The sequence below is a fragment of the Psychrobacter sp. JCM 18900 genome (genome assembly GCF_904846625.1).
Lineage (GTDB): Bacteria > Pseudomonadota > Gammaproteobacteria > Pseudomonadales > Moraxellaceae > Psychrobacter.
Genome location: NZ_CAJHBL010000001.1, coordinates 180231 through 207200 on the forward strand (window position 1 = coordinate 180231; position 26970 = coordinate 207200).

Annotated in this window: 19 protein-coding genes; 12 read left to right on the forward strand and 7 right to left on the reverse strand. The window is 44.0% G+C overall.

Going from position 1 to position 26970, the window contains the following annotated elements; all coding sequences use genetic code 11:
- Positions 1-4 precede the first annotated feature (4 nt).
- Positions 5-3268, reverse strand: a complete 3264-nt coding sequence (gene putA / locus JMX96_RS00735) for a bifunctional proline dehydrogenase/L-glutamate gamma-semialdehyde dehydrogenase PutA (RefSeq protein ID WP_201566636.1) — start codon at positions 3266-3268, stop codon at positions 5-7.
- Between the two features lie 738 nt (positions 3269-4006).
- Complete coding sequence (locus tag JMX96_RS00740) at positions 4007-5302, reverse strand: NCS2 family permease (RefSeq protein WP_101204806.1); 1296 nt, start codon at positions 5300-5302, stop codon at positions 4007-4009.
- Between the two features lie 628 nt (positions 5303-5930).
- Between JMX96_RS00740 and tolQ the strand changes: the two genes are divergently transcribed.
- The 5 genes from tolQ (at position 5931) to JMX96_RS00765 (ending at position 11542) form a co-directional block, all read left to right on the forward strand.
- A complete protein-coding gene (gene tolQ, locus JMX96_RS00745) occupies positions 5931-6653 on the forward strand; it encodes a protein TolQ (protein WP_057759620.1) in 723 nt (240 codons plus the stop codon).
- Positions 6650-7108, forward strand: a complete 459-nt coding sequence (gene tolR / locus JMX96_RS00750) for a protein TolR (protein WP_179797319.1) — start codon at positions 6650-6652, stop codon at positions 7106-7108. Before tolQ ends, tolR begins: the two co-directional genes overlap by 4 nt.
- An 88-nt stretch (positions 7109-7196) precedes the next feature.
- The gene (locus JMX96_RS00755; protein ID WP_201566638.1) at positions 7197-8204 is read left to right on the forward strand and encodes a cell envelope integrity protein TolA; all 1008 of its coding nucleotides are present in this window, start codon (positions 7197-7199) and stop codon (positions 8202-8204) included.
- 136 nt (positions 8205-8340) lie between these two features.
- Positions 8341-9633 (forward strand): PD40 domain-containing protein, encoded by a 1293-nt coding sequence (locus JMX96_RS00760; RefSeq protein WP_201566639.1) that lies wholly within the window; start codon positions 8341-8343, stop codon positions 9631-9633.
- 502 nt (positions 9634-10135) lie between these two features.
- The gene (locus tag JMX96_RS00765) at positions 10136-11542 is read left to right on the forward strand and encodes a nucleobase:cation symporter-2 family protein (protein WP_201566640.1); all 1407 of its coding nucleotides are present in this window, start codon (positions 10136-10138) and stop codon (positions 11540-11542) included.
- 142 nt (positions 11543-11684) lie between these two features.
- Here JMX96_RS00765 and JMX96_RS00770 read toward each other — a convergent pair whose 3' ends face one another.
- Positions 11685-12350, reverse strand: a complete 666-nt coding sequence (locus JMX96_RS00770; protein ID WP_201566641.1) for a TetR family transcriptional regulator C-terminal domain-containing protein — start codon at positions 12348-12350, stop codon at positions 11685-11687.
- Positions 12351-12873: 523 nt separating this feature from the next.
- Here JMX96_RS00770 and uraD point away from each other — a divergent pair.
- From uraD to JMX96_RS00805, 7 genes are all read left to right on the forward strand, one after another.
- The gene (gene uraD, locus JMX96_RS00775; protein WP_201566642.1) at positions 12874-13407 is read left to right on the forward strand and encodes a 2-oxo-4-hydroxy-4-carboxy-5-ureidoimidazoline decarboxylase; all 534 of its coding nucleotides are present in this window, start codon (positions 12874-12876) and stop codon (positions 13405-13407) included.
- A 65-nt stretch (positions 13408-13472) separates the two neighbouring features.
- Positions 13473-13841, forward strand: coding sequence for a hydroxyisourate hydrolase (gene uraH, locus JMX96_RS00780; protein WP_201566643.1), 369 nt, complete (start codon positions 13473-13475; stop codon positions 13839-13841).
- A gap of 94 nt (positions 13842-13935) precedes the next feature.
- Positions 13936-15303: a urate hydroxylase PuuD gene (locus JMX96_RS00785; RefSeq protein WP_201566645.1), complete on the forward strand. Its 1368-nt coding sequence runs from the start codon at positions 13936-13938 to the stop codon at positions 15301-15303.
- An 81-nt stretch (positions 15304-15384) separates the two neighbouring features.
- Positions 15385-16365: an allantoinase PuuE gene (gene puuE, locus JMX96_RS00790; protein WP_201566647.1), complete on the forward strand. Its 981-nt coding sequence runs from the start codon at positions 15385-15387 to the stop codon at positions 16363-16365.
- Positions 16366-16484: 119 nt separating this feature from the next.
- Complete coding sequence (gene alc, locus JMX96_RS00795) at positions 16485-17615, forward strand: allantoicase (RefSeq protein WP_201566649.1); 1131 nt, start codon at positions 16485-16487, stop codon at positions 17613-17615.
- Entirely contained in the window at positions 17615-18145 is a 531-nt protein-coding gene (locus JMX96_RS00800) for an ureidoglycolate lyase (RefSeq protein ID WP_201566651.1), read from the forward strand. The genes alc and JMX96_RS00800 overlap by 1 nt, the downstream gene beginning before the upstream one ends.
- 499 nt (positions 18146-18644) lie before the next feature.
- Positions 18645-19439 carry a DUF5020 family protein gene (locus tag JMX96_RS00805; RefSeq protein WP_227676839.1) on the forward strand — a complete coding sequence of 265 codons (795 nt, stop codon included), beginning with the start codon at positions 18645-18647 and terminating at the stop codon, positions 19437-19439.
- Between the two features lie 125 nt (positions 19440-19564).
- Here the strand turns inward: JMX96_RS00805 and guaD are convergent, their stop codons facing one another.
- From guaD to JMX96_RS00825, 4 genes are all read right to left on the reverse strand, one after another.
- A complete protein-coding gene (gene guaD, locus JMX96_RS00810; protein WP_201566653.1) occupies positions 19565-20971 on the reverse strand; it encodes a guanine deaminase in 1407 nt (468 codons plus the stop codon).
- Between the two features lie 104 nt (positions 20972-21075).
- Complete coding sequence (locus tag JMX96_RS00815) at positions 21076-22047, reverse strand: XdhC family protein (protein WP_201566655.1); 972 nt, start codon at positions 22045-22047, stop codon at positions 21076-21078.
- Entirely contained in the window at positions 22040-24613 is a 2574-nt protein-coding gene (gene xdhB / locus JMX96_RS00820) for a xanthine dehydrogenase molybdopterin binding subunit (protein ID WP_201566657.1), read from the reverse strand. Before xdhB ends, JMX96_RS00815 begins: the two co-directional genes overlap by 8 nt.
- Before the next feature lie 95 nt (positions 24614-24708).
- The gene (locus JMX96_RS00825; protein ID WP_201566659.1) at positions 24709-26427 is read right to left on the reverse strand and encodes a xanthine dehydrogenase small subunit; all 1719 of its coding nucleotides are present in this window, start codon (positions 26425-26427) and stop codon (positions 24709-24711) included.
- Positions 26428-26970: the final 543 nt, after the last annotated feature.

Below are 26970 nucleotides of genomic sequence, written 5' to 3' on the forward strand. Positions count from 1 at the left end.
CTCCTTATGCGAGTTCTGTTTGAGTGGTAGTTTGGGTTTCGGTCGCTGTCATATGAGCAGCTGACTGTTCAGCGTTGACTGTTTCTGAGCTAAGTTGCATGAGACGCGCGACATAGTGCGGGCCACCAGCTTTAGGGCCAGTACCAGATAGACCACAACCACCGAATGGCTGTACGTTTACGACCGCGCCGATTTGGTTACGGTTGATGTAAGTGTTACCGACAAAGGCACGGCGCTCAATGTGCTCAACAGTATTTTCGATACGGCTATGAATACCTAACGTCAAACCAAAGCCTGTGTTGTTGATAGCATCAATCAGCTTATTCAAATCACGCGCTTGATAACGAAGTACGTGTAGAATTGGGCCAAAGTGCTCACCACCGATCACATCGATGCTTTTCACTTCGATTGCGGTTGGCAATACAAAGGTAGACTTCTCTTGACTGACGACTGAGCTTGAGCTCATCGGCGTCTGTGCCAAAATGGTAGCAGTCGGCTCAGCACTCATACGTTCGATGTGCGCCTCTAAACCATGCTTAGCATCCGCATCAATCACTGGACCTACATCTGTGGCAGCATATAGAGGATTACCTACAGACAGCTCAGCCATATTACCTTGCAATAGCTCGATTAAATCATCCGCCATCTCTTCTTGCACACATAATATGCGACAAGCTGAACAACGTTGACCTGCTGAACCAAATGCTGATAGTACCGCATCTCTAACGACTTGCTCTGGCAATGCCGTTGAGTCAACGATCATTGCGTTTTGACCGCCAGTCTCAGCGATAAAGACAGGCAATTCGCCACTGGTTTGTGCATGGTCATTTAAGCTTTGGTTGATACGTTGGGCTGTTTGAGTCGAACCTGTAAATATCACACCTGCGATATTGTCAGCAGCCGTCAAAGCACCACCTACGTCGCCTGCACCAATGACCAATTGCAATGCTTCTGCTGGTATACCCGCTTGATACATCAACTGGGCACCAAAGTGAGCTACCAAACTGGTTTGTTCAGCAGGTTTCGCTACTACCGTGTTACCTGCAGCAAGTGCAGCTACAATCTGTCCCGTATAGATAGCCAATGGGAAGTTCCATGGACTGATACAAACGAAAGTACCGCGTGCTTTATACACTTGACGAGACTGCTTACCAGCCAAGTCTGTGAACTCATGTACGACGTCATCTAGACGCTCTGCTTCGTCAGCATAGAAACGACAGAAATCAACGGCTTCTTTGATTTCATCAATACCGTCCTGCATGGTTTTACCCGCTTCAACTTGGCATAGAGCCATTAGTTCAGCGTAGTTTTCTTCGTATAGCTCAGCAATCTTACGTAATATCTCAGCACGCTTAGCAGCTGGTACATTTTTCCATACCTCTTGACCGGCAACAGCAACGTCAATCGCTTGGCGAGCCACTTCAGCGTTGGCATAAGTTACTTTACCAGCACTCACTTCGTGGTTCCAAGGCGCAAGTACAGTCTGCGTATCAAGTTGATTCGTTTGACCGTCTACTTCGTAGGTATCAACAGCTTTACCATTAATGATAGAGGTTGCTGACCATGTTTTGTGTAGATGGCTATCAATAGCTGATTTGAACGGCAACCATTGTGACTCTACAAAGATATTAGGGCCAAAACTTGCACGACGTTCACCGTAAATCTCTAACGGTAACGGGATGTCTGGATTGTGCAATGTTGCATTACCAAGCAGTTTGTCATATGGATGCACAGTTAGCTTTTCGATTGGGTAAGACTTGTCTAGCAACTGATGAACAAACGAGCTGTTGGCACCGTTCTCAAGCAAGCGGCGTACTAAGTACGGTAGCAAGTCTTTGTGTGCACCTACTGGCGCATAGATACGTACAGGAATCTCATAAGCTTGCAAAATATGATCGTAAAGTGCATCGCCCATGCCGTGCAGACGTTGGAATTCAAAGTCTCTATGTGCACTCATGGTCATGATTGAAGACAATGTATGCGCATTATGCGTCGCAAACTGTGGCCAGATTAGTCCGCGCAGATGGTCTGACAATAAGAAGCGCGCACAAGCAAGATATGCAGTATCCGTACCTTCCTTACGTGTCCAAACTGGATAGCCTGACAGACCTTTTTGCTGAGCAAGTTTGATCTCAGTATCCCAGTAAGCGCCTTTTACTAGACGTACTGGAATACGATCACCGACTTCAGTAGACAAACGAGCAAGCCATGCTAATACAGCGATAGCACGTTTAGAGTACCCTTGTACAACGATACCTAAACCATCCCAGTCCGCTGTCAAATTATCACGGTACAAAGACTCAAACAATTTTAGAGAAATCTCAAGGCGATCTGCTTCTTCAGCATCAATACTGATATCGACATTGACTTCACGTGCCGCTTCAATCAATAGCAGGCAGCGCTGACGCAATAAGCCCATTACTTGTGCTTCTTGCGTAGCTTCATAGCGAGGATGCAGTGCTGATAATTTGATAGACACTGACGGCTTTGGCATGCCTTCTTTAACTTTTACGTTCGCCGTAGCTCTGATCGCATGTAGATAGTCGTTGAAGTATTTTTCCGCATCTTTATGCGTGATCGCCGCTTCGCCTAACATATCAAATGAATAGGTATAGCCTCTATTACGATATGGTTGGCTGTTTTTATTGGCGTCTTCGATGGTTTCGCCCAATACAAACTGATGCCCCATGATACGCATGGCTTTTTGCATCGCACTACGAATGACAGGCTCACCCATCTTCTTAGTCATGCGATCCAAGAAACCTGATGCAGTGGTGCTGCTGTCAATACTGACAACGCGACCAGTCATCATCATGCCCCAAGTAGAGGCATTGACCATAAAGCCATTGTCATTTTTAATGTGCTTTTTCCAGTCGGCCACACTCATTTTGTCATGAATCAATGCATCAGCCGTATAGTTGTCTGGCACACGAATCAAGGCTTCTGCCAAGCTCATTAGCAAGATACCTTCTTGGGTATCAAGGCTATACTCAAGCAATAATGAGTCAACCATCTTGACGGCTTTACCATCATTACGTACGTGCTCGACCAGTTTGCGCGTTTGCTCAGCAGCAGCATCGCGTTCTTCTATACTGGGTTTGGCAAGTGGCAATAACTCAGACAACCAACGTTCTTCATCGGCGCTATATAGCGGCGAAATACGCTTATTTAGCGCTTCTGCTGACTGGGCGAGATACTCAGGCGACAGCATATCAACAGGATTAAACAAGATCGGCTCTTGCGGGGTAAACTGGTCTACTGGGTTCATAATAACTCCATAACTATCGTTTAAAAACCATAATAAATGGTGCTTTAGGAAGTCTGATCGTCCTGTATAACTGCTCATAACCGCTATCAAAAAATAGGGGTTATTGACGGATATTCACAGCAATAATCAAAAGACCAAACGGCGCCATCACAAAACTAAAAATCCAGCATAGGCTGGAGACGGTTAAGTAGGTCGTTCGACTGTTAAACGGGCTACGTTAACAATACAAAGGCAACAACGAAAAGCTAAGCGGCATTAGTGCCTTCTTCTTGTTAGTAGTGAAAGGAGTGTGATGACCAAATATCGCCTTATTGAACCGAAAAATCGCTCTAATAATCACAAATCTGTCATCTTTGGTGATGCTAATTCACTGTAAGAAAAACCTCTACGGCGTTGATTGAGGTGATGCGCTTAACTCGGCTATAATATCACGAAAGTTTTTTTCAAACTAACGAAATTTATTATTTTCATAAATTAATATATATCTAAATAACAATAACTTACAAGCACTTTATTGGCCATGACGCTTTGGTTACGTTTTTTTGTTTACTATTGCCCATAGTTTGGCATCACCCTACTTAATACTGGTATCAGAAATACTAAACATTACCCCCAAGAATACTGAGCTCAAATTAAGACGATAGGCTTATAATGCTGACAAAAAAAACCCTCCTTATCATCAGCTGGTAAGGAGGTTTTTTTGTTTAAGATGCTATTAATGTCTTACTACACTTTGCATTATAAGAAAATAATCTTGAACAACAATATAGCAGTCAAAATCCAGACAGCGATACTGATATCTGCAAACTTGCCTGCAATTGCTTTTACAGCTGTAAAGGTAATAAAACCAAGTGCGATACCGTCAGCGATAGAGTATGTAAGTGGTGTGAATAGCAATACCACGACCACTGGTGCCGCTTCTGTTAAGTCGCTCCAGTTAATGTCCTTTAGGGTACCCATCATAAGTACGGCTACATAAAAGATAGCGCCAGCCGTTGCATAAGCTGGAATCATACCTGCTAGTGGTGAGAAGAAAATACTGAATAGGAATAGCACACCTACCGTAACAGCCATTAAGCCTGTACGGCCACCTGAGGCGATACCAGAGATACTCTCAATATAGCTGGTCGTCGATGAAGTACCCAGTAAAGAACCCGCTACTGTCGCGGTTGAATCAGCGAGTAGTGCTTTGCCCATGTTCGGGATATTGCCATCTTTGTCCGTTAGCTTTGCTTGGCTAGTGGTAGCAATCAAAGTACCAGCAGTATCAAACAAATCGACAAATAAGAAAGCAAAGATAACACTGATCATGCCCACATCAAATGCACCAGCAATGTCTAACTGCATCAGCGTCGGTGCAATAGAAGGCGGTGAAGAGATGATACCTGTGAACTGCGTATAGCCCATTAATAAGCTAATCAGTGCAACCAATAAAATACCAATGGTTACCGCACCTGGGACTCTCTTATAAGACAGGCCAATGATAACAACAAAACCTAATGAAGCCATGACAGGACCAAATGACGTCATGTCACCAAGGCCAACTAGGGTTGCATCATGATTGACGATGATACCTGCGCTTTGCAATGCAATAAATGCCAAGAACGCACCAATACCAGCAACTACGCCGTTTTTGAGAGACGTTGGAATGGCATTAATGATTGCTTCACGAATCTTGAATAGACTCAATAGTACGAAGATACAACCAGACAAGAACACCGCACCTAACGCTGTCTGCCATGCGTAGCCCATACCAAGCACCACACCATAGGTAAAGAAGGCATTAAGCCCCATACCTGGTGCGAGCGCAACTGGTAGTCGGGCGTAGATACCCATGATGAAACAACCTACCGCTGCTGCTATACAGGTCGCTACAAATACAGCCCCTTTATCCATACCCGCATCGGCTAAGACGTTAGGGTTGACAAAGATAATATAAGCCATCGTCAAGAACGTGGTTATACCAGCGATGATTTCTGTTTTGATCGTGGTATTTTCACCATTAATCCCAAAATAGCGTTCAATTGCATTCATAAGTGTCGCCCCCGACTGGCTAATAAAAAGTCATCATTACCTAAAATTAAACATGACCTCAGCGAAAAAATAACGATGCCACAATAAGAATAATGTAGTAACAAAGCGTAACATATTAGACCAGTTATCTTACAAACTCAATCGTTGATAATGTCTATCTCGTACAAAATGCGATTTTGAAAGACTTCAAGACTATTGGTCAGAAAAGCCATATGAAAAGCCACATACAGCCATGTTGCCCTACGCTATTCGAAAAACTACTTTCTATTTTTCATTAAAGTGATATTCGGTTTGAGTCATGAATTTTAGGTATTAAGTGTTTGCTCGGTCATTATTCATGTTATCCAACTAACTATTGAATGAATCAGTAGCAGCCCAACTAAATAGTCGTTTAACACATTAATAATGACCTTTCTCTCATTTAGAAGTAAACTAGGGGGTTATTATACCGATACCTAAATCGCGATACTTACTGTTGCAGCATTTTTCTAAGCACAGTTACAAATTTTTAGTGAAGAAACGTGCTGCGTATTAAATAATAAAAAGTAAATAGTGTTTGTTTAGGGGTTGTCTGGTTCGGATATCACTATTCCAGCCAGCTGTTATCAATTATTCGTGAGTCCATTACATGCCTGAATCATTAAATATTGTCGATCTTATTACCCAAGCCAGTCTATTGGTGCAGATTGTGATGGCACTATTGTTATTAGCCTCTTTACTCAGCTGGGTTATTATCTTTCGCATGAGTGCGCGACTTGGTACAGCCAAAAACTTTGATCAACAGTTTGAGACTTGGTTTTGGTCAGGCGAAGACTTGGCCAAGCTATATCAAGGCATTCAGGGCTCTCCTGACCGTCAAGGGCTTGAGCAGATTTTTTATGTGGGCTTTTCAGAATACCTAAGAATGCATAAAAAGCGTCAACCTAAAGATGACATTATCGATGGTGTTGAACGAAAGCTACGCGTGGGCCTAGGTCGCCAGCAGCAATTGCTAGAGTCAGGACTGACGACACTAGCCAGCATTGGCTCCGTTGCTCCGTACATCGGATTGTTCGGTACAGTGTGGGGTATCATGAATGCCTTTTTGGGACTGTCTCAAACTGAGCAAGCTACCCTCGCCTCGGTAGCTCCCGGTATTGCCGAAGCGCTGATTGCCACAGCCATGGGTTTATTTGCCGCTATCCCTGCGGTATTGGCATACAATCATTTCACAGCAAAATCGAGCCGATTATATGACTCGCGTGCTTTATTTTGTGATGAGATGACAGGTATGCTACAGCGTGAGACCAGCGTACAAGCGCCTATTAGCAAAGAAACCCAAGTTAATGCAGGTCAGGTGACAGGGCTATGAAACCAAATCCCTACGGTCGTGAAAAAAAAGCTCTTAATGCAGAAATGAACGTTGTTCCTTACATTGACGTCATGCTGGTGCTACTGGTGATATTTATGGTGACAGCGCCAATGCTGATTACAGGTGTGGATGTTGATCTGCCAAAAGAGCAAACCAATACCATGAGTCAAAGCCAGTTACCTGTGATTGTCTCGTTGACTGACAAGGGTGATATTTTTATCAGCTATGAAAGCAATGTTGACGTGCCGGTAAGTGAGCCTGAGCTGATTAATACATTATCTAACCTGCAGTCTCAGAGCGATAATAGTAATGCTGATCCAGTACAGGTGATGATCAATGCCGATCAAAACAATCAGTATGGTGCCATCATGACGCTCATGGCAACCTTGCAACAAGCAGGTATCGAAAAAGTTGGGTTACTGACCGGTGCACCACTACCCACGCCTTCTTTATAGTGATAAGCGCCCTTTAGTAAATGTCTTATATCATAATAGCCAATTCTAGTAATCAATCTGACAAATCACGTTCATGAGTATCCTTATCATGCATAATGCTCCTGCCGTCTATGTACCTACCGAACCAGAAAGCAATGGGCTAACACTGCCTACGTTGCTAAGCGTACTGGCGCATGGCCTTGTCATTGGCATACTGGTTTATAACTATCAAACCACTGAGGTCGAGACTGCTGGTAGTATCGAGACGGTCATGGTATCTCCTGAGCAACTTGCTGAAATGCAAGGACAAATACTGGCTAACCGTGCAGCAGCTAGCGCAATGCAGATGGATAGTAGCACTAGCGACTCGTCCAGTAGTGCCCAGGCAGAAGTGTCTGGCAGTAGCGTCAGTGCGCAAAATCCAAGTCAGTCAAGCTCTCAGCGCGTGCCTGTATTTACACGATCTGAGGAGCCAGCTGGTCAACCCATACTTATGAGCGAAGACCATCAACAACGTTTGCTTGAGCAAAATCAAGAGTATGAGCGCAAAATGGCTGAGTGGGCAGCACAATTAGATGAATCCGCCATGGAAGAGCTTGACCAAGTCGATCAAAGTAAACGTGATCAGCTCATAGAAGAACAAAAAAGGCTGGGAGAGTTTCGTCAAAAGCAAAATAATCCACCAAAGATAAAACGTCCTACTGCTACTGATCGCAATATTGAGATTGATACTGCCAGCTCTGGCAATGCAGGGAAAACCTTTAGCCTGTCCGATGGGCAGTCTACTACGTCTGGTGATACGTCAACCTCTAGTACGTCCAAGGGCAGTAGTCGTTCTGCATCTAGTGGTAGTCGTGGTGCCAGCAACAATGAAATTATCAATTTAATTAAGCGCAACTATACGCCGCCTACCGCCGCGCGAGGCTCTACCCAACGTGCCACCCTGACCATCACTGTCAATGCAAATGGCGATGTGATCAACGTGACCGCCTCTGGACCTGATAGCACGGTCAACGAAGCGGCCAGACAAGCGGTACTCAATACCGGCAGTCTCCCAATTGATGCTGATGATCCTAAATACCCGACTTTTACCATACAGTTTAAAGGCAGCAATTAATCAGTTGCTAGGTTCTTATAATATTGGTAACGTGACGTTAAGCGGCTTGTCTCGCATAGGTTGCTGCCTCATCTAGATGCTTGTCTCATTAAATAAAAAATGAATATCATACTAATTTTAGGAGCTCCACTTACTCATGCGTACCCACAAAAAACTACTAGTCTCATTACTCGCCAGCACTTCAGCATTGCTGGTATCGCAAAGCGTGCTCGCTGCACCTGTTGTACTAGAATTGGACTATGAAATTCCTGTTCAGCAAAACCAAGTTGCGTTTGTATCTTTTGCGGGTGACTCTGTCTTATCACCGATTATATTAAATGACTTGAGTAAAACCGAGTTAAAAGTAACCAATCAAGATCTGCCGCAGCAGCCGCACAGTAGTAAAGAGCTGACAGGCACATTACCCGTTTGGCAAAGCATGGGCATACCGTATCTGGTCGTCGGCAGTACGCGTACCAATCGTGGCAAAATAATCACCGATTATGAAGTCATCGATGTCAAATCTGGTCGCGTGATAGAAGGCAAGCAAAGCCTAACCGCTGACAACAATAGAGAAAGCATGCGTTATGCCGGTCATGTCATCGCAGATAAAGTGTACGAGCTGATTACTGGTATTCCAGGAGACTTCTCAGGACGCATTGCTTATATTGAAGAAACAGGAACTGGCAAGCAAAAGATCTCTCGTCTCAAAGTGATGGATGCTGATGGCGAAAATGCTAGAACCATTACTGAAGTGACAGGCTCTATCTTCTCACCAGCATGGTCACCTGATGGCAACCGTATCGCCTACTCAGTACAACGTGAAAAATCATATCCCGTCATCTACGTGCAAAACGTCAGTGGCGGCGGCGCAACTGCCCTGACGCCTTTTTCAGGTAGCAACCTAAGCCCCTCGTTCTCCCCTGATGGCAGCAAGATATTATTCTCTAGTAGTTTTGAAGGTAGCGCTGATATCTATGAGATGAGCGCCAGCGGTGGTACACCTAGAAGGCTCACTAATTTACCAAGCAGTGAAGTGCAGCCCAGCTATGCACCAGACGGCAAATCTTTCGTTTTTGTCAGTGATAAAACTGGCTTTAACAAGCCGCAAGTCTATCGCTACGAGTTTGCCACGGGCCAAACGACTAAAGTGTCAAACGGTGGTTATGCAACCAGTCCACAGTTTAGCAGTGACGGTACACAAATTGCCTTTTTGAGTGGACGCTCAGCGGCTATTATGAATAGTAATGGTGCTATCACTACCAATCTTGGCAATACAGGTATTGATGAAGCACCAAGCTTCTCACCAAACGGTAAACGCGTGGTCTACGCATCGACCCAAGGCGGCAAAGGCGTACTGACTATAAAATCACTCAACGGTGGCGAAGCATTTGGTAAATCAGGACAAGGTGTTATCCGCTCACCTGTATGGTCATCAAGCCTAAAATAACTGGTCGTCCACTAAAGTAGCAATTTTGGTTATAGTAGAATAAATATCAAGTAAGCAAAATTGAAATGCCCCAATCATAGTCGTTATGGTTGGGGCTTTTTTTGATTAAAAAACAGCAATAGAGCTGGCGATAGATCTTAGTACTTATTTACTTTCAATGGTCAGCACCCCTTGTCTTTGATCTACCTTACAATGTTACCTAACCCTCCCTCCTTCGTAACAAACCTGTAAACGCACTAGTACCAAAAAAAACATTGCAATGACTTGTATTTTACCTATACCCTAAATAGACCTGACTAATTGGTCAGGTTGTTTAAATATTAGCCAACATATATTAGCTATTTTCATTGTTTATCTTACAGACGGATGCGTACCCCCTATTGTTTACATCGATAAAAAACAAGTCAAAGATTGGGTTAAGACTTTGATCTCGTGATCTACCACATTGTCTGATATCTACAGTTAAGCGGGTGCTAAGCAGTTATTTTAGGAGGAAACCACCATGAGTGAAAACGTTCCAGCGAATACCGATTTACTGTATAGACTGCATGACCGTCCTACCCCCATCAAAGCATTTTTAGGTGCTATACAGCACGTACTTGCAGCGTTTGTAGGTATCATCACACCCTCTCTTATCATAGGTGGCACATTAGGTTTAGGAGAGCATATCCCCTACCTTCTCAGTATGTCATTGATAGTATCTGGCGTCGCAACCTTTATTCAAACCCGTAAAGTAGGTCCTGTTGGCTCTGGTCTCATGGCGTTACAAGGCACCAGCTTTGGATTTTTGGCAGCGGTACTGACAGCAGGATTTGTGGTAAAAAACCGCGGCGGTGGTCCAGAAGAGATATTATCCGTTATTTTTGGCGTTTCATTTCTCGGTGCATTTGTTGAGATATTTTTGAGTCAATTTATCACCAAACTCAAATCTTTTATGAGCCCTATTGTTACAGGCTGCGTGATTGTCACGATTGGTTTGTCATTAACCAAAGTAGGTCTGACTGACTTAGCAGGTGGGTTTGGTGCTGAAGATTTTGGTAGTATTCCAAACTTACTCTTGGGCGGTGGTGTGCTAGCAAGTGTCGTACTGATTAGCATCATAAATAATAAAGTCATTCGCTCAAGTGCCATCTTTATCGGTTTGATGCTCGGCCTTATCGCGGCCGTATTTATGGGACGTATCGATTTCTCACTGGTTTCTGAAGCCGCCTTTTTTACGGTACCGATCCCCTTTAAATATGGCTTTGGTTTTGATTGGCAGGCTTTTATTCCTATTGCTTTTATGTACATCATTACCAGTATTGAGACTTCAGGCGATTTGACGGCTACCTCAATGATATCAGGTGAACCGATCAAAGGTCCTCTTTATGAGAAACGCATCAAAGGCGGCGTACTAGGAGATGGTGTTAACTCTCTGATTGCGGCAGTATTCAATACCTTCCCCGTGACGACCTTTAGCCAAAACAACGGTGTGATCCAGATGACGGGTATTGCCAGTCGCTATGTGGGTTTCTATGTGGGCGGCATTCTATGCCTGATGGGACTATTCCCTGTCCTTGGTGCTATTTTTACGCAATTACCGAAGCCTGTCGTTGGCGGTGTCACGCTACTGATGTTTGCGACGGTGGCGACTGCTGGCATTCGCATCTTATCTACCGTGCAATTTACGCATCGTAATGTCTTAATCATTGCCACCTCACTGGGTCTGGCAACGGGTATCGCCTTTGTCCCTGACGTACTGTCACAAACGCCGCAGTTCTTTCAGAATATCTTTGGCTCAGCGGTAACGATGGCAGGGATTGTGGCAATCACGCTTGATATGATTTTACCCAAAAACTATGGCATCGAGTTTGATACCAAAGCACAGCATGCAAAAGACAAATTAGAACCAACGCAAGAAGTCGCTTAATGCTAAACACAAGCTAGGGCTGAACATATCGAAGTGTTTCGCCGTAAACGAAGTGCACAGAAAAATAGAAACAATCTGTGCACTTCGCTGATTAAGCACCTGACTTATTGAATAGACACCTTGTTAAATAGCTATCTTGTTATCATTCAAGGCCACAGCCCTTTAAAATAAAAGGCACCAGAAAGTCTGCCGCACGCGCTTCATCTGCTGCGTCATAAGCCGTCTTATCCATTAATCCAACGATTTCAATCTCGAATTCAGCATAACGTTGGGTAGTCGCCCAAATCAAAATCAGTAGTTGTAGAGGGTCAGTAATCCCAATTTTGCCTTGCTTGTGCCACTCTTTCATTACCTGTGCTTTATCATGTACCCACTCCTTCATCGTAGTGGACATAAATTCATGCAAATGCGGTGCGCCGCCGATGACTTCAATTGCAAACAGTTTATGGCGACTTGGATTAACAAAGGCTTGATGTAGCTTGGTACGGACGAATTTTTCGATGACCGTTTTTGGGTCGCTATCTACCGTCATGGTTACCAAACCTTCATTCCATTCTTGAATGATCGAGCGTAGCACTGCCATGTAGAGGTTTTTTTTATTTTTAAAGTAGTAGTGAACATTGGCTTTAGGTAAGCCTGCTCTATCGGCAATGCCCTGCATCGTAGCGCCGCGATAGCTTTGGAGCACAAACTCTTCTTCAGCTGCCGCTAAGATAAGCGCTTGATTCTGTGCGCGAATGGCTTGTTGGCTACGGTGCAAAGGCGTATCAGTCACTGAGGCTTCTTCCTTTTGATTGTTTTGAGTCATAGCAGTGGTATCTCACTCTAAGAGACAGGTTCGACAAAATAGTCGCTATATTTTGCTATGTATTCTTATATAAATACATAGATTTGAGCAGCATAACCTGTTAAATAAAAATATTTCGCATAAAACAGTTGACCAATTAGTCAGGTTTTAGCAAAATGGGAACTGTAAGTCAATTACGCCGTCATTAATCACTTCTTGCCAGACGTTTTCGACGGCTAAAATATCAGTGTTTTCTTAGCAAATCTGTTTCATATTGTCAGTTCACTATAACTTGAAATTACGCAAGGCGTATATAAGCGCTAAAGCTTTGACTACGAACACATAGATTACTGGCTTTTGATTTTAAGCCAATTAGTAGCGATTAGCTTAATCAAATCATCCATAAAGCTGAAGCAACCGCTGCTTATCAAGTTTACTGCTTATACCTATAAGTTTATGCAAATAATCATAAGGTATAAACCTCTATCAAACATTTATCGCCCGATACAGATAGCGGGCTACCCTATTAGAAAAGGATGTCATCGTGAGCTTAACCTTAGCGCAATTCAACGACCTATCAAAAGAAGTCGCCATCGCTCAGCTATTGACTTGCTGCACTAGTAAAAGCTGGGCCTATAAGCTTGCAGACGCTCGCCCTTTTGCAGACGTTGATGCACTGCTAGCAAGTAGCGACGCTATCTGGAACAAAGTACGAAATGATGAGGCTAACTTATTAGAAGCGTTTGATGGACATCCGCAAATCGGTAACGTGGCATCTCTAAAAGAAAAATACCGCAACACACAAAGTAGCGCTGCACATGAACAATCAGGCGCTAACGATGCAGCCGATGAGGTGCTCGAAGCACTTGCCAAAGGCAATCGAGACTATCTTGATAAATTTGGTTTTATTTTTATTGTCTTTGCAACGGGTAAAAGCGCGCAGCAAATGCTCGACCTGTTATTAGCGCGCCTGCCTAACGATCGTGCCAAAGAGCTTGCCAATGCAGCCGCTGAGCAAAATAAAATTACGCGTTTACGTTTAAACAAATTGCTAGGTAATGCTGAGACAAGCAAATAGTAGTCGCAGAGTTAGACTAGCATTTTCACCCGATTTATATTTTTCACGAATACAAAGGAAGCATCATGTCTGCCACCCTATCATCACATATCTTAGACACTCATCTTGGCAAACCTGCGGCTGATGTCGCCGTTACCTTACACCGCATACGAGACAACGGTGCCGCCACATTACTAGCGCATGGTACAACCAATAGTGATGGCCGTGTCACACCAGACGCTTGGCAATTTGATACAGCCATCGATAGCACAGAGCATCAGCTAAATATTGGCCGCTATACCGTAACGTTCGATACTCAGTCTTATTTTGATGCTCAGCAGCTAACAGCATTTTACCCGCAAGTGGTTATCGACTTTGTGGTAAACGATGCCAGTCATTATCACGTGCCACTTCTGCTTAGTGCGCACGGTTATAGTACCTATCGCGGATCGTAGCTTTGGCGTTGTTATTAGTGTTCAAGAAATACTATCAAAAGAAATTACCAAGACATTTTATTAAGACACTGTCATATTAAAGGACATTTATTACATGGGCGCCTATCTTCTCGAATGGTTGAGTTTATTTTTCCGCTGGTTTCATGTTATCGCTGGGGTAGCATGGATTGGTGCATCGTTTTATTTTGTGTGGCTAGATCTAAGCCTACGCAAACCGCCACAGTGGAAAACAGACAAAGGCATTTCGGGTGATCTTTGGGCTGTTCATGGCGGCGGGTTTTATGAGATTGCCAAATACAAACTCGAACCCGAAGAGATGCCAAAGACGCTACATTGGTTTAAATGGGAAGCTTATACCACTTGGCTAACAGGTGCGGCGATGATGTCTATCGTCTATTATGCCAATGCAACTGCCTACCTAATTGACCCAAGCAAAGTGCCTTTTACCAGTATCGGTGCCATTGCCACTAGCTTGCTTTTCTTGTTTGGCAGTTACTTCATTTATGAAGTTATCGTGCGCAGTCATTTGGGTAAAAACGCGTTTATCTTTAGTACGCTGATTTTTATCTTGCTGGTCATCGCGAGCTGGGGCTCTTATCAGCTGTTTAGTGATCGCGCCTCATTTATACATATCGGTGCCATCTTGGGCACGGTGATGGTAGGTAACGTATTCTTCGGTATTATGCCGGCTCAGCGCGCACTCGTTGACTGTGTGCGGCGCGGCGAAAAACCAGGTAAAGAAGTGGCTGAATTGGCATTACAAGCGAAAAATCGTTCATTGATGAATAACTATTTTACCCTACCGCTGATTTTTACCATGATCAGCAACCATTACCCAATGATGTATGCTCATGAGAAAGGTTGGTTGGTATTAGTCTTCGTCGGTATCATTACCGCGACTGCCCGTCATTACTTTAACCAAAAGCACTTAGGTCATAAAAAACCACGTTACTTGGTTATTCCAGCCGTATTAACTGTATTATTAATTATCTGGATGCGACCTGAGCCGATTGAGCCAGCGCCTGCAATGCCTGCTACTGCCTCAGTAGCACCTACGACAACTGATAACACCCCCACAGCTACAAGCACGACTACTGACTCAAGCACTGATACCGTTGCTAATGCTAATACCAGTTCTAATAGTAATGCTACTAACAGTGCTAATAACAGTATTAGTAATGATGCAGCCACTGCTGAAGCTGTACCCGTGAGCGCATCAGCAGATGACGCCATGATGGATGTCGTACATACGCGCTGTAGTACCTGTCATGCGGTGCAACCAACACAACAAGGCTTCGCCGCCCCGCCAGCAGGTATCATTTTGCAGACACCAGAAGACTTAAAAATCCATAAAGCGAAAATTGTCACTGCGGTACAAACTGGTTATATGCCGCTTGGTAATATTACTCAGTTGACGGATGCTGAGCGCCAACAGCTTGTGGCATATGCGTCATCACTTTAATTTATGATAAAAAATAACTGTCCTTTATGAGCAATATTCAAACAAATATCTAAGGCTCTAAGCGATATAGGAATATAGATAATGAGCAAAAAAATTACCAGTGACTTTGATATCAGTACGTATCCCCGCGACCTAAAAGGCTATGCTGGCAATCCACCAAAAGCGAACTGGCCAGGCGGCGCAAAAATCGCCGTACAGTTTGTATTAAACATCGAAGAAGGTGCAGAAAATAGCGTTATCCATGGCGATGGCCAATCGGAGCGTTTCTTGTCTGATATCTTAGGCACACCAGAATTTAACAACCGTCACCAGTCTATTGAGTCTGCATTCGAATACGGTAGCCGTGTCGGCTTGTGGCGTGTGCTAGATGTCTTTAAAGATTATGGTATTCCTATTACCACGTTTACCTGTGCCGCCGCTGCTGAAAAGACTCCGCATATTATCGAGCGTGTATTAGAAGACGGTCATGAGATTGCCAGTCATGGTCTACGCTGGATTACCTATCAGGATATGTACCGTGAGACTGAGCGCGAACATATTCGCTGTGCCACCCAGATATTTAAGCGTATGCTCGGCGGCCAACCTCTCGGCTGGTATACAGGACGCGATAGTCCAAATACTCGTGAACTGGTTGCCGAGCAAGGCGGCTATATCTATGACTCTGACTCATACGGTGATGAGTTACCATATTGGCTCAATGTAAAGGTCCAAGATGGCAATCTGATCACGCGCAAGCCGCATTTGGTCATACCTTATAGCCTAGAGACCAACGATATGCGTTTTTCTTCTAGCCCGGGGTTCACCCATGCTGAACCATTTTATCAGTATCTCAAAGACAGCTTTGACACCTTATACGAAGAAGGCGCACACACTCCTAAAATGCTGACCATTGGCTTGCATTGTCGCATTATTGGGCGTGCAGGACGCATCAAAGCGCTAAAGCAGTTTTTGCAATATATCACCGCTAAGCCTGATGTATGGATATGCCGCCGTGATGATATCGCCAAGCACTGGTACGAAAACCATCCTGCTACGTCAGACAACACGGCTAACTGGATGTAAGCTTAGGCTATCGTCATAGCACTCGTTCTACTTAGCTAAGCGCGTACGAATTGGCATAGATTAATAAATAAGATAGCACCCACACTATCAACACACACCGTTATTAAAAAGGAATCATTGTGAGTCAAAATACTTCAGAAGTTGGACAAATTATCTCCGCAAATAATCTACCTGATATCCTGCCAGCATTTACCAAAAAATCAAACGTCGCCGACAGTCGTTTGGGCGCAAAATCGCTATTCGCCACCGATGATTTTTTTGCGGATAAAAGCCGTATTCTAAATCCTGATGCGCCTATCTTTGTGGTTGGTAAGTTCGATGACAACGGTAAGTGGATGGACGGCTGGGAAACTCGTCGCAAGCGCCACTTGGGTTACGATTATTTAGTTATCCAGCTTGCTCGCCCAACCAAAATTGCTGGTCTTGATATTGATACCAGTCACTTTACGGGCAACTTCCCATCTTCAGCCAGTGTCGATGCCTTGTACGCGCCAGAGCTGCTGCAGCAAGATGAAGCTGAACTTACTAGTCTGAGCAAAGAAGACTGGGACAATAAAAACTGGCAGGCGCTAGTAGGTATGACCCCGCTTCAAGGTCACAACCATGAGCTTATCGAGATTAATAATGAGCAAACGGTAACCCATATTCGTTTAAACATTTATCCAGATGGCGGCGTTGCCCGACTACGTGTCTATGGTGATATCCAACTTGATGCCAGCCTAAATACACAAGGCGAGACACTTGACTTGGCAGGCGCGTTAAACGGTGGTCGTGCCATTGCTAGTAACGATGCGCATTTTGGTGTGGCTAGTAACTTACTGCTACCAACTAAAGCGCCTAACATGGGTGATGGTTGGGAGACTCGTCGTCGCCGTGAGCCAGGCAATGACTGGTGTATCATCGCGCTAGGTCAAGCAGGTATCGTTGACGCTATCGAAATAGATACTGCTCATTTTAAAGGCAATTACCCTGATAAAGTCTCGATCCAAGCCGTCTACTCACCGAATACACCAAAGCAAACTTTAGTAACTCAGAGTATGTTTTGGGAAACCTTACTTGAACCACAAAAAACCAATGCTGACGACGTTCATACTTTTAGTAAAGACAAGCTTCAGATAGACCAGCCTATCACTCATATTCGGGTTAATATTTTTCCAGATGGTGGTATCAGCCGTGTACGCGTGTATGGAAAAATTGCTGAGGCTAATACTGACACTGGTACTGATATTGATAGCAAAGAGGCAAAATAATGAGTGTCACTCTAACGGCCAAGCCTTTGACTAAGGCAAACTTTGCCCCCTATGGTTCGGTCATCGAGCGCTATGAAGCCTGTGAGCAAAATGCTGACAATACTTATGAAATCAATAATGGCTATGCGGTTCGCCATCATGCACTTGCCGAAAGTAAGCTAGACGGTGGCTCAGTTGGTATGAGTATCTTTCGGGCCAAGAAACGTGAGAATCCGATTGCGCTCTCGGTCATGGAATACCATCCGCTTGGAACACAGGCATTTGTATCTATGGAAGGCCAAGATTATATAGTCGTCGTCGCTAAAGCTGGTGTGCCGCCGCAATCGCCTGATGACCTAGCCGTGTTTTATGCGAAATCTCACCAAGGTGTACAGTACGACGCTAATGTCTGGCATCACCCTCTACTCGCGCTTGGCCGTGACAGTGATTTCTTAGTTATAGATCGTATCAATGGCGAGGGTAATAACTGCCATGAGATTGATATCACAGATTGGCATGTGTCTATTGAGTTAAAAGGCGAATGCAGTTAACTGAATAAAAAATAGTCGCATCCAACAAGTACAAACTTAACGCCAGCTAATGTCTATTAGCTGGCTTTTTTATGTTCATTGAGTTATTAAATCATATGCCTATCAATTGATTAAAGCCTGTCAGACGACCCAATTTGGGGCACATAGATATCCATTTTGGTGCTTTTATGGCGGATCTGATACTTCGAAAAACATTGTTTGCCACATATATATAAATGCACGGAAATTGGCTCTCTCATTTGAGAACAGTTAAAGACTATTTTGCTTATTTCTACCCTAATTAGTGGTTAATAAGACTAAAAGTTATACGACTCTGTAGATGACAGTTCTCTAGGTCATTTGTGGCACAGTTATTGAATGCTCTTTAGTAGTAAGCATTTAAGCGCTATCAACCAACCGTTGTCTAACGAGCATTGGATTAATAGTTTGTTTACTAGCAGATAATAACGATGCAGTTTTGGGGCAATCAACAATCAATTGTACATAAAGGGGTCATATTTTGCGTTTTGATTTATTAACGAGCTTATCCTGTCATACCAATTCATCTAGCCAAAAGCTAGCTTTACTCAAACCATTATCAATAGCAGCTGTTGCTATCGCTGCTTTAGGTAGTATGTCTAGCATCCATGCTAAGACCTTCTTTACTGATACGAGTGTCTCCGTACTTTACGGTGATGACTATGAACTTGTAGAAGACGGAGAGCTGACGACCGTCACATTAGAGCATGCTTCCGCGCATGACTGGGGCGGCGTGTTCTTCTTTGTCGATCGAAACCAAGGTGCCGATGACATTGAAAACAATAGATTTAGAGAAACTTATGGTGAGCTGTCTCCTACATTCAAAATAGCAACTTTTAATGACAGTTTTATCAAGCAGGTTAATTTAGCCGCTACTTATGAATTTGGTTCGAACAGTACTGGCTTTGACCAAGATAATTATTTGGTTGGTATTGGTGCAGATCTCAATATACCTATTCCAGGAATGAAGTTTGCGTCGGCTACTTTATATCATGCTTTCAATGATAATACTGACGATGATCAGCAAATCACCTTAACCTATGGTTGGGAACGCAATAATTTTGTCGTAGATGGTTTTATCGATTATTCATTTAATAATGATGACATTGAAGATAATATTCATATCAATCCGCAAATTAAATACAACTTACAAGAAGTGCTCGGCATTGATAACCGTTTAGAAGTCGGTATGGAGTATAGTTACTGGAAGAATAAATACGGTGTTGATGGCGTAAATCAAAACTCTCCTAGTGCGTTGGTAAAATTCCATTTTTAATACTCAATAGAAACTCTCTTGGCAGTAATAAACCCTTGTTCCTACAATATAGAAACAAGGGTTTGTTTTTTATATCTGAAAAAAGTCTCACTTGTTCCTGATTTAGGTACAGCGTTTATTTACACCTATAAAGTTGATTTACGATAGCGACTCACGCCGGCGATGACTGTCTGATCAATTACTCTATCATCGCCTAGCATCATTAGTACAAACAACTGCTCTTCCAGTGTTTTGGTCTGCGCCATACGTCGCTCAAGCAATTCCGTTGCACCCATATCGATGACCACAAAATCCGCTTCTTTATTTGGCATAAAGTTACCGATTTTATTGTCCAATAATAGCGACTGGGCATTACCCAAAGTAATTTGGTACAGCCCTTGGTGAGCGGATAACTGATTGCTTTGTAGTTGTTGGATTTTATACGCTTCTGATAAGGTAGTTAACATCGACAGACTTGTCCCTGCTCCAACGTCAGTGGCGATACCGACACCGGTATAACTTAACGTTTTGGGTAAATCAAATAGTCCACTACCCAAAAACAGATTGGACGTCGGACAGTGTGATATCTGCGTACCAGTCGCGCGCAGACGCTCATACTCAGATATTTCAAGGTGAATACCATGTGCCAAAGTGGTGCGGCGACCCAGTAACCCCATCGTATCATAGACGTCTAGATAGCCTTTATGGTTGGGATACAGTTGTTTCACAAACGCAATCTCATCATGGTTTTCTGCTAGATGCGTCTGTAGATAGACACTCTCGTAACTGGCATACAGCTCACCTGCCATTTGTAGTTGCTTGGGTGACGAGGTAATGGCAAATCTTGGCGTAATAGCCACATGCTGACGTCCGCGCTCATGCCAGTTATAAATGATGTTTTGGGTATCTCGAATGCCTTGCTCAGCAGGCACACACAAGTTATCAGGCGCATTTTGATCCATCAGTACATTACCTGTGATCATACGAGTATTGAGCTTGTGACTTTCCGTAAAAAATGCGTTCACTGATTCAGGGTGGCTGGTAGAAAATACCATGGCGCTCGTTGTACCATTAGCAAGCAATTGGTTTAAGAAGAACTGCGCCGTGTCATGTGCTACTTTTGGATCGCCAAAATTGGCCTCAGTGACGAAAGTATAATTGTTAAGCCAGTCAAGTAATTGCTCACCGTAAGCAGCAATCATATCTATTTGCGGATAATGTACATGAGTGTCAATAAAGCCTGGCATGATAAGTTTGTCGCGATAATCATGTACTTTGACTACTAAATGATCTACTTGCTCAGAGGTATTAGTATATTTCGCTGATATTGTCTCGTTATGCCCATACTCTACAATGCACCCTGTCACATCATCTACGACAAGCGCACCATCAACGATATATTCAGAATAAACCTGTATACCTTCAATCACTGGTAGCAACGTAATGTCTCGTTCCACAGCTAATGTCTGTGAATGATTAGAAGTTGTACGCTCAGTACGATCGCTTTCGGTCAAATAGTGTAGCAGTCGAGCTTGATAGATATGTAGGGTCATTCGTAGATCTCACAATGGCTGGGTAGTCCTGAGCGTTTTGATAAATAGTACTGAGCGCTTTAATAATTTGATAAAAAGTATAAAAGTTATATGGAGTGAACCGTTCAAGAAATAGCTTGATGATACTGCTGCAGGAGCTGTGCCACGATAGAAACCGCCACCGCCATCGGCTCTTTTCCACCAATTTGTAATCCAATTGGCATGACCAACTGATTGACCAGTTGCTCACTGTAGCCACGCTGCATCAAACGATCTCTAAAGCGCTTGGCTTTGGTTGCCGAGCTAATGCAACCTATGTAAGGTGTCGAGATATCTGAGCGTTTATCATGAGGTGAGCTAGTGTCAGAAATAGTATCTAATGCCGCCCGTACTAACTCAAAATCAACACTATGGTCATGAGTCATAACCAGAATAAAACGCTGACCACCCTGCTCGATAAATGGTCGCACAAAATCTACAGGCTCATCATCGATATGCGGACGGATATGCGCTGGTAAGTTATAAAGTGTGGATTGATTAGTAGTAGATTCATCAACTAAGTAACGCTTAAACATCTCTGGGCGACTGTCCACCCAATCTACCTGACAAGGCAGCTCAGCGAGGATGGTCATTAGCGCTGATGCCACATGCCCTGCTCCAAACACTAGTACTGACATCGGCGGCGTTACATTAAAGCATTCGAACATAACGGTGACGCTACCGCCGCAACACTGTGCCAACTTTGCACCTAGCGGGTAGTGCTTAGTATAGACAGTATCACGGCGTACCCCTTTAGAAGGGGTTAGCGCGCTTGTATCATTAGCTTCATAAACTTTTGGTTTGACTTCTTTTGATACCGTTGCCGCTATTTCACCATTCAATAGCTGCCGTGCCGTATTGACAACGTCGTGCTCTAGGCCGCCGCCGCCTAACGTATCTACGATACTATCTTGCGTGACGATCATCTTTGCCTGTAGTGCTCGAGGAGCAGATCCATTTACGGCTACGACCGTCGCCAACACGTGAGCGATGCCTTGCTGCTGATATCGCGCTAGACCTTCATACCAAACGACTGGCGGTGCTAACGACTCATTCACTGTGCGCAGGACCTCTTGCCCCTGCTACATTTGGATGCTCTATCGCGTTAGGCTGGTCATCGGTTTGTTTGCCTTCGACTTCTTTTGGATCGATGTCTTTAGCATGACGTACGTCTTGCGGCATTGCTTTTTCGTTGTAAAGGTCACTGTTCTCTTCTGCGCCTTTTACTAAACTATCAACCGTATCTGTATCTGCTTTAGTTGTTAAATCCCACGACGTGCCTTGCATGTGCATGACTGCTTTTAAAACCGCTTCTGGCGTCGCAGGCATGGTCAGCTCTGGATTCTTCTTATAATCACCAAGGCTCGCGACCGCATTATTGAGTGCGCACCAAACACTGGCTGCCAACATAAACGGCGGCTCGCCAACGGCTTTAGAGTTATAGATAGTTTGTTCTTCGTTTTTGCGATCGTACAGTTTGACATTCCACTGCTTAGGCAAGTCATGCGCGGTTGGAATTTTATAATTGGCAGGACTGTCGGATGCCAGCTTACCTTTGTCATTCCAGATCAGCTCTTCTGCCGTAAGCCAACCCATACCTTGCACAAAACCACCTTCAATCTGCCCAATATCAATGGCAGGGTTGATCGATTGTCCTGCATCATGTAACACGTCACAGCGTAGTACTTTATACTCACCTGTCAACGTATCAATCTCAACCTCAGCACAAGCTGCACCCAAGGCAAAGTAGAAGAACGGACGTCCCCATGCTTTAGAGCGATCGTAAAATATCTTCGGCGTTTTATAGTAGCCAGTGGACGATAGACTGATACGGTTTTGGTACGACAGTTGAATCATCTCAGCAAAAGTGAGCGTTTCTTTATCACCGATATAGACATGGTTCTTTTCAAAACGTATGTCTTCTTGCGCTACGTCGAAATGCTCAGCAGCGAACTCAAGTATACGATCTTTGATATTCAAGCAAGCGTTTTGAGCCGCTTTACCATTAATGTCTGTGCCTGATGACGCGGCGGTTGGTGAAGTGTTAGGCACTTTATCCGTACGGGTCGCTGATACTTTGACCGTGTCCAAATCAACATCAAATTCATTGGCAACAATCTGGGCAATTTTAATATATAAACCCTGCCCCATCTCCGTACCACCATGATTGAGGTGGATACTGCCATCGGTATAAATATGTACCAATGCGCCTGCCTGATTGAGCGTTTGCACCGTAAATGAAATACCGAATTTTACTGGCGTTAAAGCAAGCCCTAAGCGTTTATCACTGCCTTCAGCGGCAGCTTTTTGATTGGCTTCTAGAATTTGTTGACGGCGATTGTCATAATCACAATCGTCTGCTAACTTAGTCATGATGGTCGCTAAATCGAAATGCTCAATGGTCTGACCGTAATGGGTACTTTGACCATCTTGATATAAGTTTGCTAAGCGTACTTGCAGCGGATCCTGCCCTAATGTATAGGCAATATGGTCCATCATATATTCAGCGGTCATCAGACCTTGCGGACCACCAAACCCTCGATAGGCAGTATTGGATACCGTATGTGTCTTACAGCGATGCCCTGCCACATGAGCAGCTGGATAATAATAAGCATTATCACAATGGAACATCGCTCTATCGACAATAGCATCAGACAAATCTGGTGCATAGCCACACAAGCCAGCCAGTTGCATATCGACGCCTAATATACGCCCAGACTCGTCTAAACCAACTTCGTAACGATTAGCAAACTCATGACGCTTACCGGTCACCACCATGTCATCTTGACGATCTAGACGCATACTGACAGGAACGTTATGACGTTTGGCGATAATACCGCACAGACATGCCCATGCAGCGGCTTGCGTTTCTTTACCACCAAACCCACCACCCATACGGCGCACGACTGTGTTTACCGCATGGAAAGGCAGATCTGTTACTTCGGCGACCAGCTGCTGCACTTCGCTTGGATGCTGTGACGACGTATACACTTCTAGACCACCATCGTCACAAGGCACGACATAAGACACTTGGCCTTCGAGATAAAAGTGCTCTTGCCCGCGCATATGAATATGACCTTCAATGCGAATCGGTGAGTTCTCAAGCGCAGTCGCTGCGTCACCACGCTTCATAAAATGACTCGGACGTACAAAGAACTCTTGCTCTAACGCTTTATCAATACTAAGTACCGCTGGCAATGGCTCATACTCCACCACTGCCTTGGTCGCAGCTTTTTTAGCAACGCGATGACTACTCGCTACTACTACAAATAACGTCTGACCCACATACTCTGTGATGTCATCCACCATCAGTGGCTCACCGTCGAACACCGCACCGATATCGGTCTGCGCCGGCAAATCTTTAAAACTTAAGACATCTACCACCCCATCCGCATCTCTAACAGCGCTCAAATCCATACTCAATACACGTGCGTGAGCATGGCTGCTTTTACCTACTGCTAGATGTAGCGTGCCTTGCGGTTTTGCAATATCATCCACATAAGTCGCCGTCCCCATGACATGGCTGATCGCACTGTCATGCTTAGCCGAAGTACCAATTTTGTTTTTTGGCGGACGCACGCGGCGGATACTATAACTGTCAAATAAAGACGAATGATGGCTCATGGCGGATCTCTTCTATTAGGACGCTTTGATTAATGCTCTGTTATTCTTGGCAAATATAACGATAAGGCGGTATTAGCAAACAACAATTCTGCTAGTTAAGCAGTCTCAGTCTGTCTACCTGCTACCAACTGCTTACCGCACTTCACCAGCAGACGCTGTACCACATGTGAGCGATATTCACGGCTGGCTCTAACATCGGTCATAGGCGTAACGTCTGCAGACAAGACTTGTGCTGCTTGCTCAAAACTCGCAACTTCAGCAGCTTGTCCAATGAGCGCTTGCTGACAGGTTGTGGCTAACAATGGTATGGCAGCCATTCCGCCAAGCCCAAGCTTTGCATTCTCTATCGTCATGCCATCTGCTGATACATCGATTCGCGCAGCCAATAGACACGCTGAAATATCATCTTCGTAGCGTTTGCTAATTTTATGAATAAATAAGTGCTGATTGTCATGCATCAGAGGAATATGAATAGCGACTACGTAACTGCCTGCTTGCAGTTTGGTCTTTTTATAATCTAAGAAAAATTCTGATAAAGGTATGATCTCATCCGTATAAACCGAATCACTATTATCTAAATCGTTACCTGATTCTTCATGATTAGGCGCGCAATGACGCAGATGAATTGACGCATCTAACGCTAATAAAATCGGTGGTAAATCACCAATTGGAGAAGCGTTGGCTATATTGCCGCCGATGGTACCCATATTACGAATTTGCGGAGAGGCAATGCGCTCAAATACTTGCGCAAAACTTGGAAAATACTGCTCAAGTACAGGCAACATCTGCTGATAGCTCATGCCAGCACCTAATACTAGTGATTGGCTAGGAGCTTGCTTGTCATCCGACTCTTCATTGCTTGAGTCATACTTTGCGTCAAATAATGACCATGATTTTAATGCCTCAATACCCGAAAGTTGGATAATGACCTCGTGATCAACCAAATGCTGGGTTACACTCAATCCCAAATCCGTACCGCCTGCCCAAATCGTTGCCTGCGGATAGGCCGCTAATACTTGGTTAAGCTCATATAGTGACTTTGGCATATATAATTGTCGCCCAGCATCACTGATTACAGGGGCAATCGCTTTCGACTCTTCATTCTTTAATTCGACGTTATCTAGCACGTTTTCAGATACTGCTGATTCTTTTGTACTACGAATCGCGTCTGTGGCTAGACTGATAGTCAAGTCTTTCACCGCTGAATGCTCTGCTTCTCTCTGCTGACCGATATCACTCATCAGTAGGCCCGCCTCGATAATCGGTCGATAACCTGTACAGCGACATAGGTTGCCAGAGATTGAAGCAACCACTTCATCATAGCTTAGTTGCTTGGCATCGTTCTGACTTGCTGTCTCTTGACTTGTCTGCATACGATTGTTTTCGTAAACACAAGCCAGCGACATCACAAACCCAGGTGTACAAAAACCGCACTGCGATCCGTGACATTCAACCATCGCTTGCTGTGCTGGATGCAGCAAAGCACGTTCTGGGTGATGTTCTGGATTATCTGCTAAATAAGAAGCCGTCATCAGATGATGACCATCCATAAGCGACACTAGCGTAATGCAGGAGTTAATCGTATAGAACGGTGGCGTAGCATTTTTTCCGTCGCCATTTTCATCATTAAGCGCTGGCTGGCTAGCATTAGGCAGGCGCTGAACCATCACAGTACAGGCACCGCAATCACCACTACCACAGCCTTCCTTGGTATCCGTTTGGCCTTCATGCAATCGTAGATACTCAAGCACCGTCGTATTAGGGTTAAGCTGGGTTAGCTCGTGGCGTTTCCCATTTAAGTAAAAACTAATCATAGCAAGACTCGGCTAAAATAAAATAATGAAGATAAGCATAAGGCTTAAGGAATTTGACGGCTTAAATGCTGAACGTAAGCACTTGGTTTACATCATGCTGCAACCGTTCAAGTACGGTTATTCTGTTTTATAACTTTTAAAGTATTCGCTGTTTTGTTTGCTAACACATTCTTAAGAGACCAAAGAACTTAAGAGACCAAAAAATCAGCACATCGCGCTTTTTTATATTAGGTAAGTTGGTTGTAAATATCAGCAATCATCGAACAATTTTGTTAGAAAAATCGTACTATAGGATACTTGACTATTTGGTCAGCTTTCAACATATTATCACTATTCTTATTTATAACACAACCCGTCAAAATGCCTATAGATACTATCGAAAAGTTGGTAAATATTTGGCGAATAACTTCAACTAAGGAAATAGCTACACGTTTTGTAAACTTTATTCATATCAAAGCGAATTAATACTAGACGTTATTTTTATAAATAGCTTTAATTTTATACATGACAAATCAAACGAAATGTTAGATAAGCTATACTATA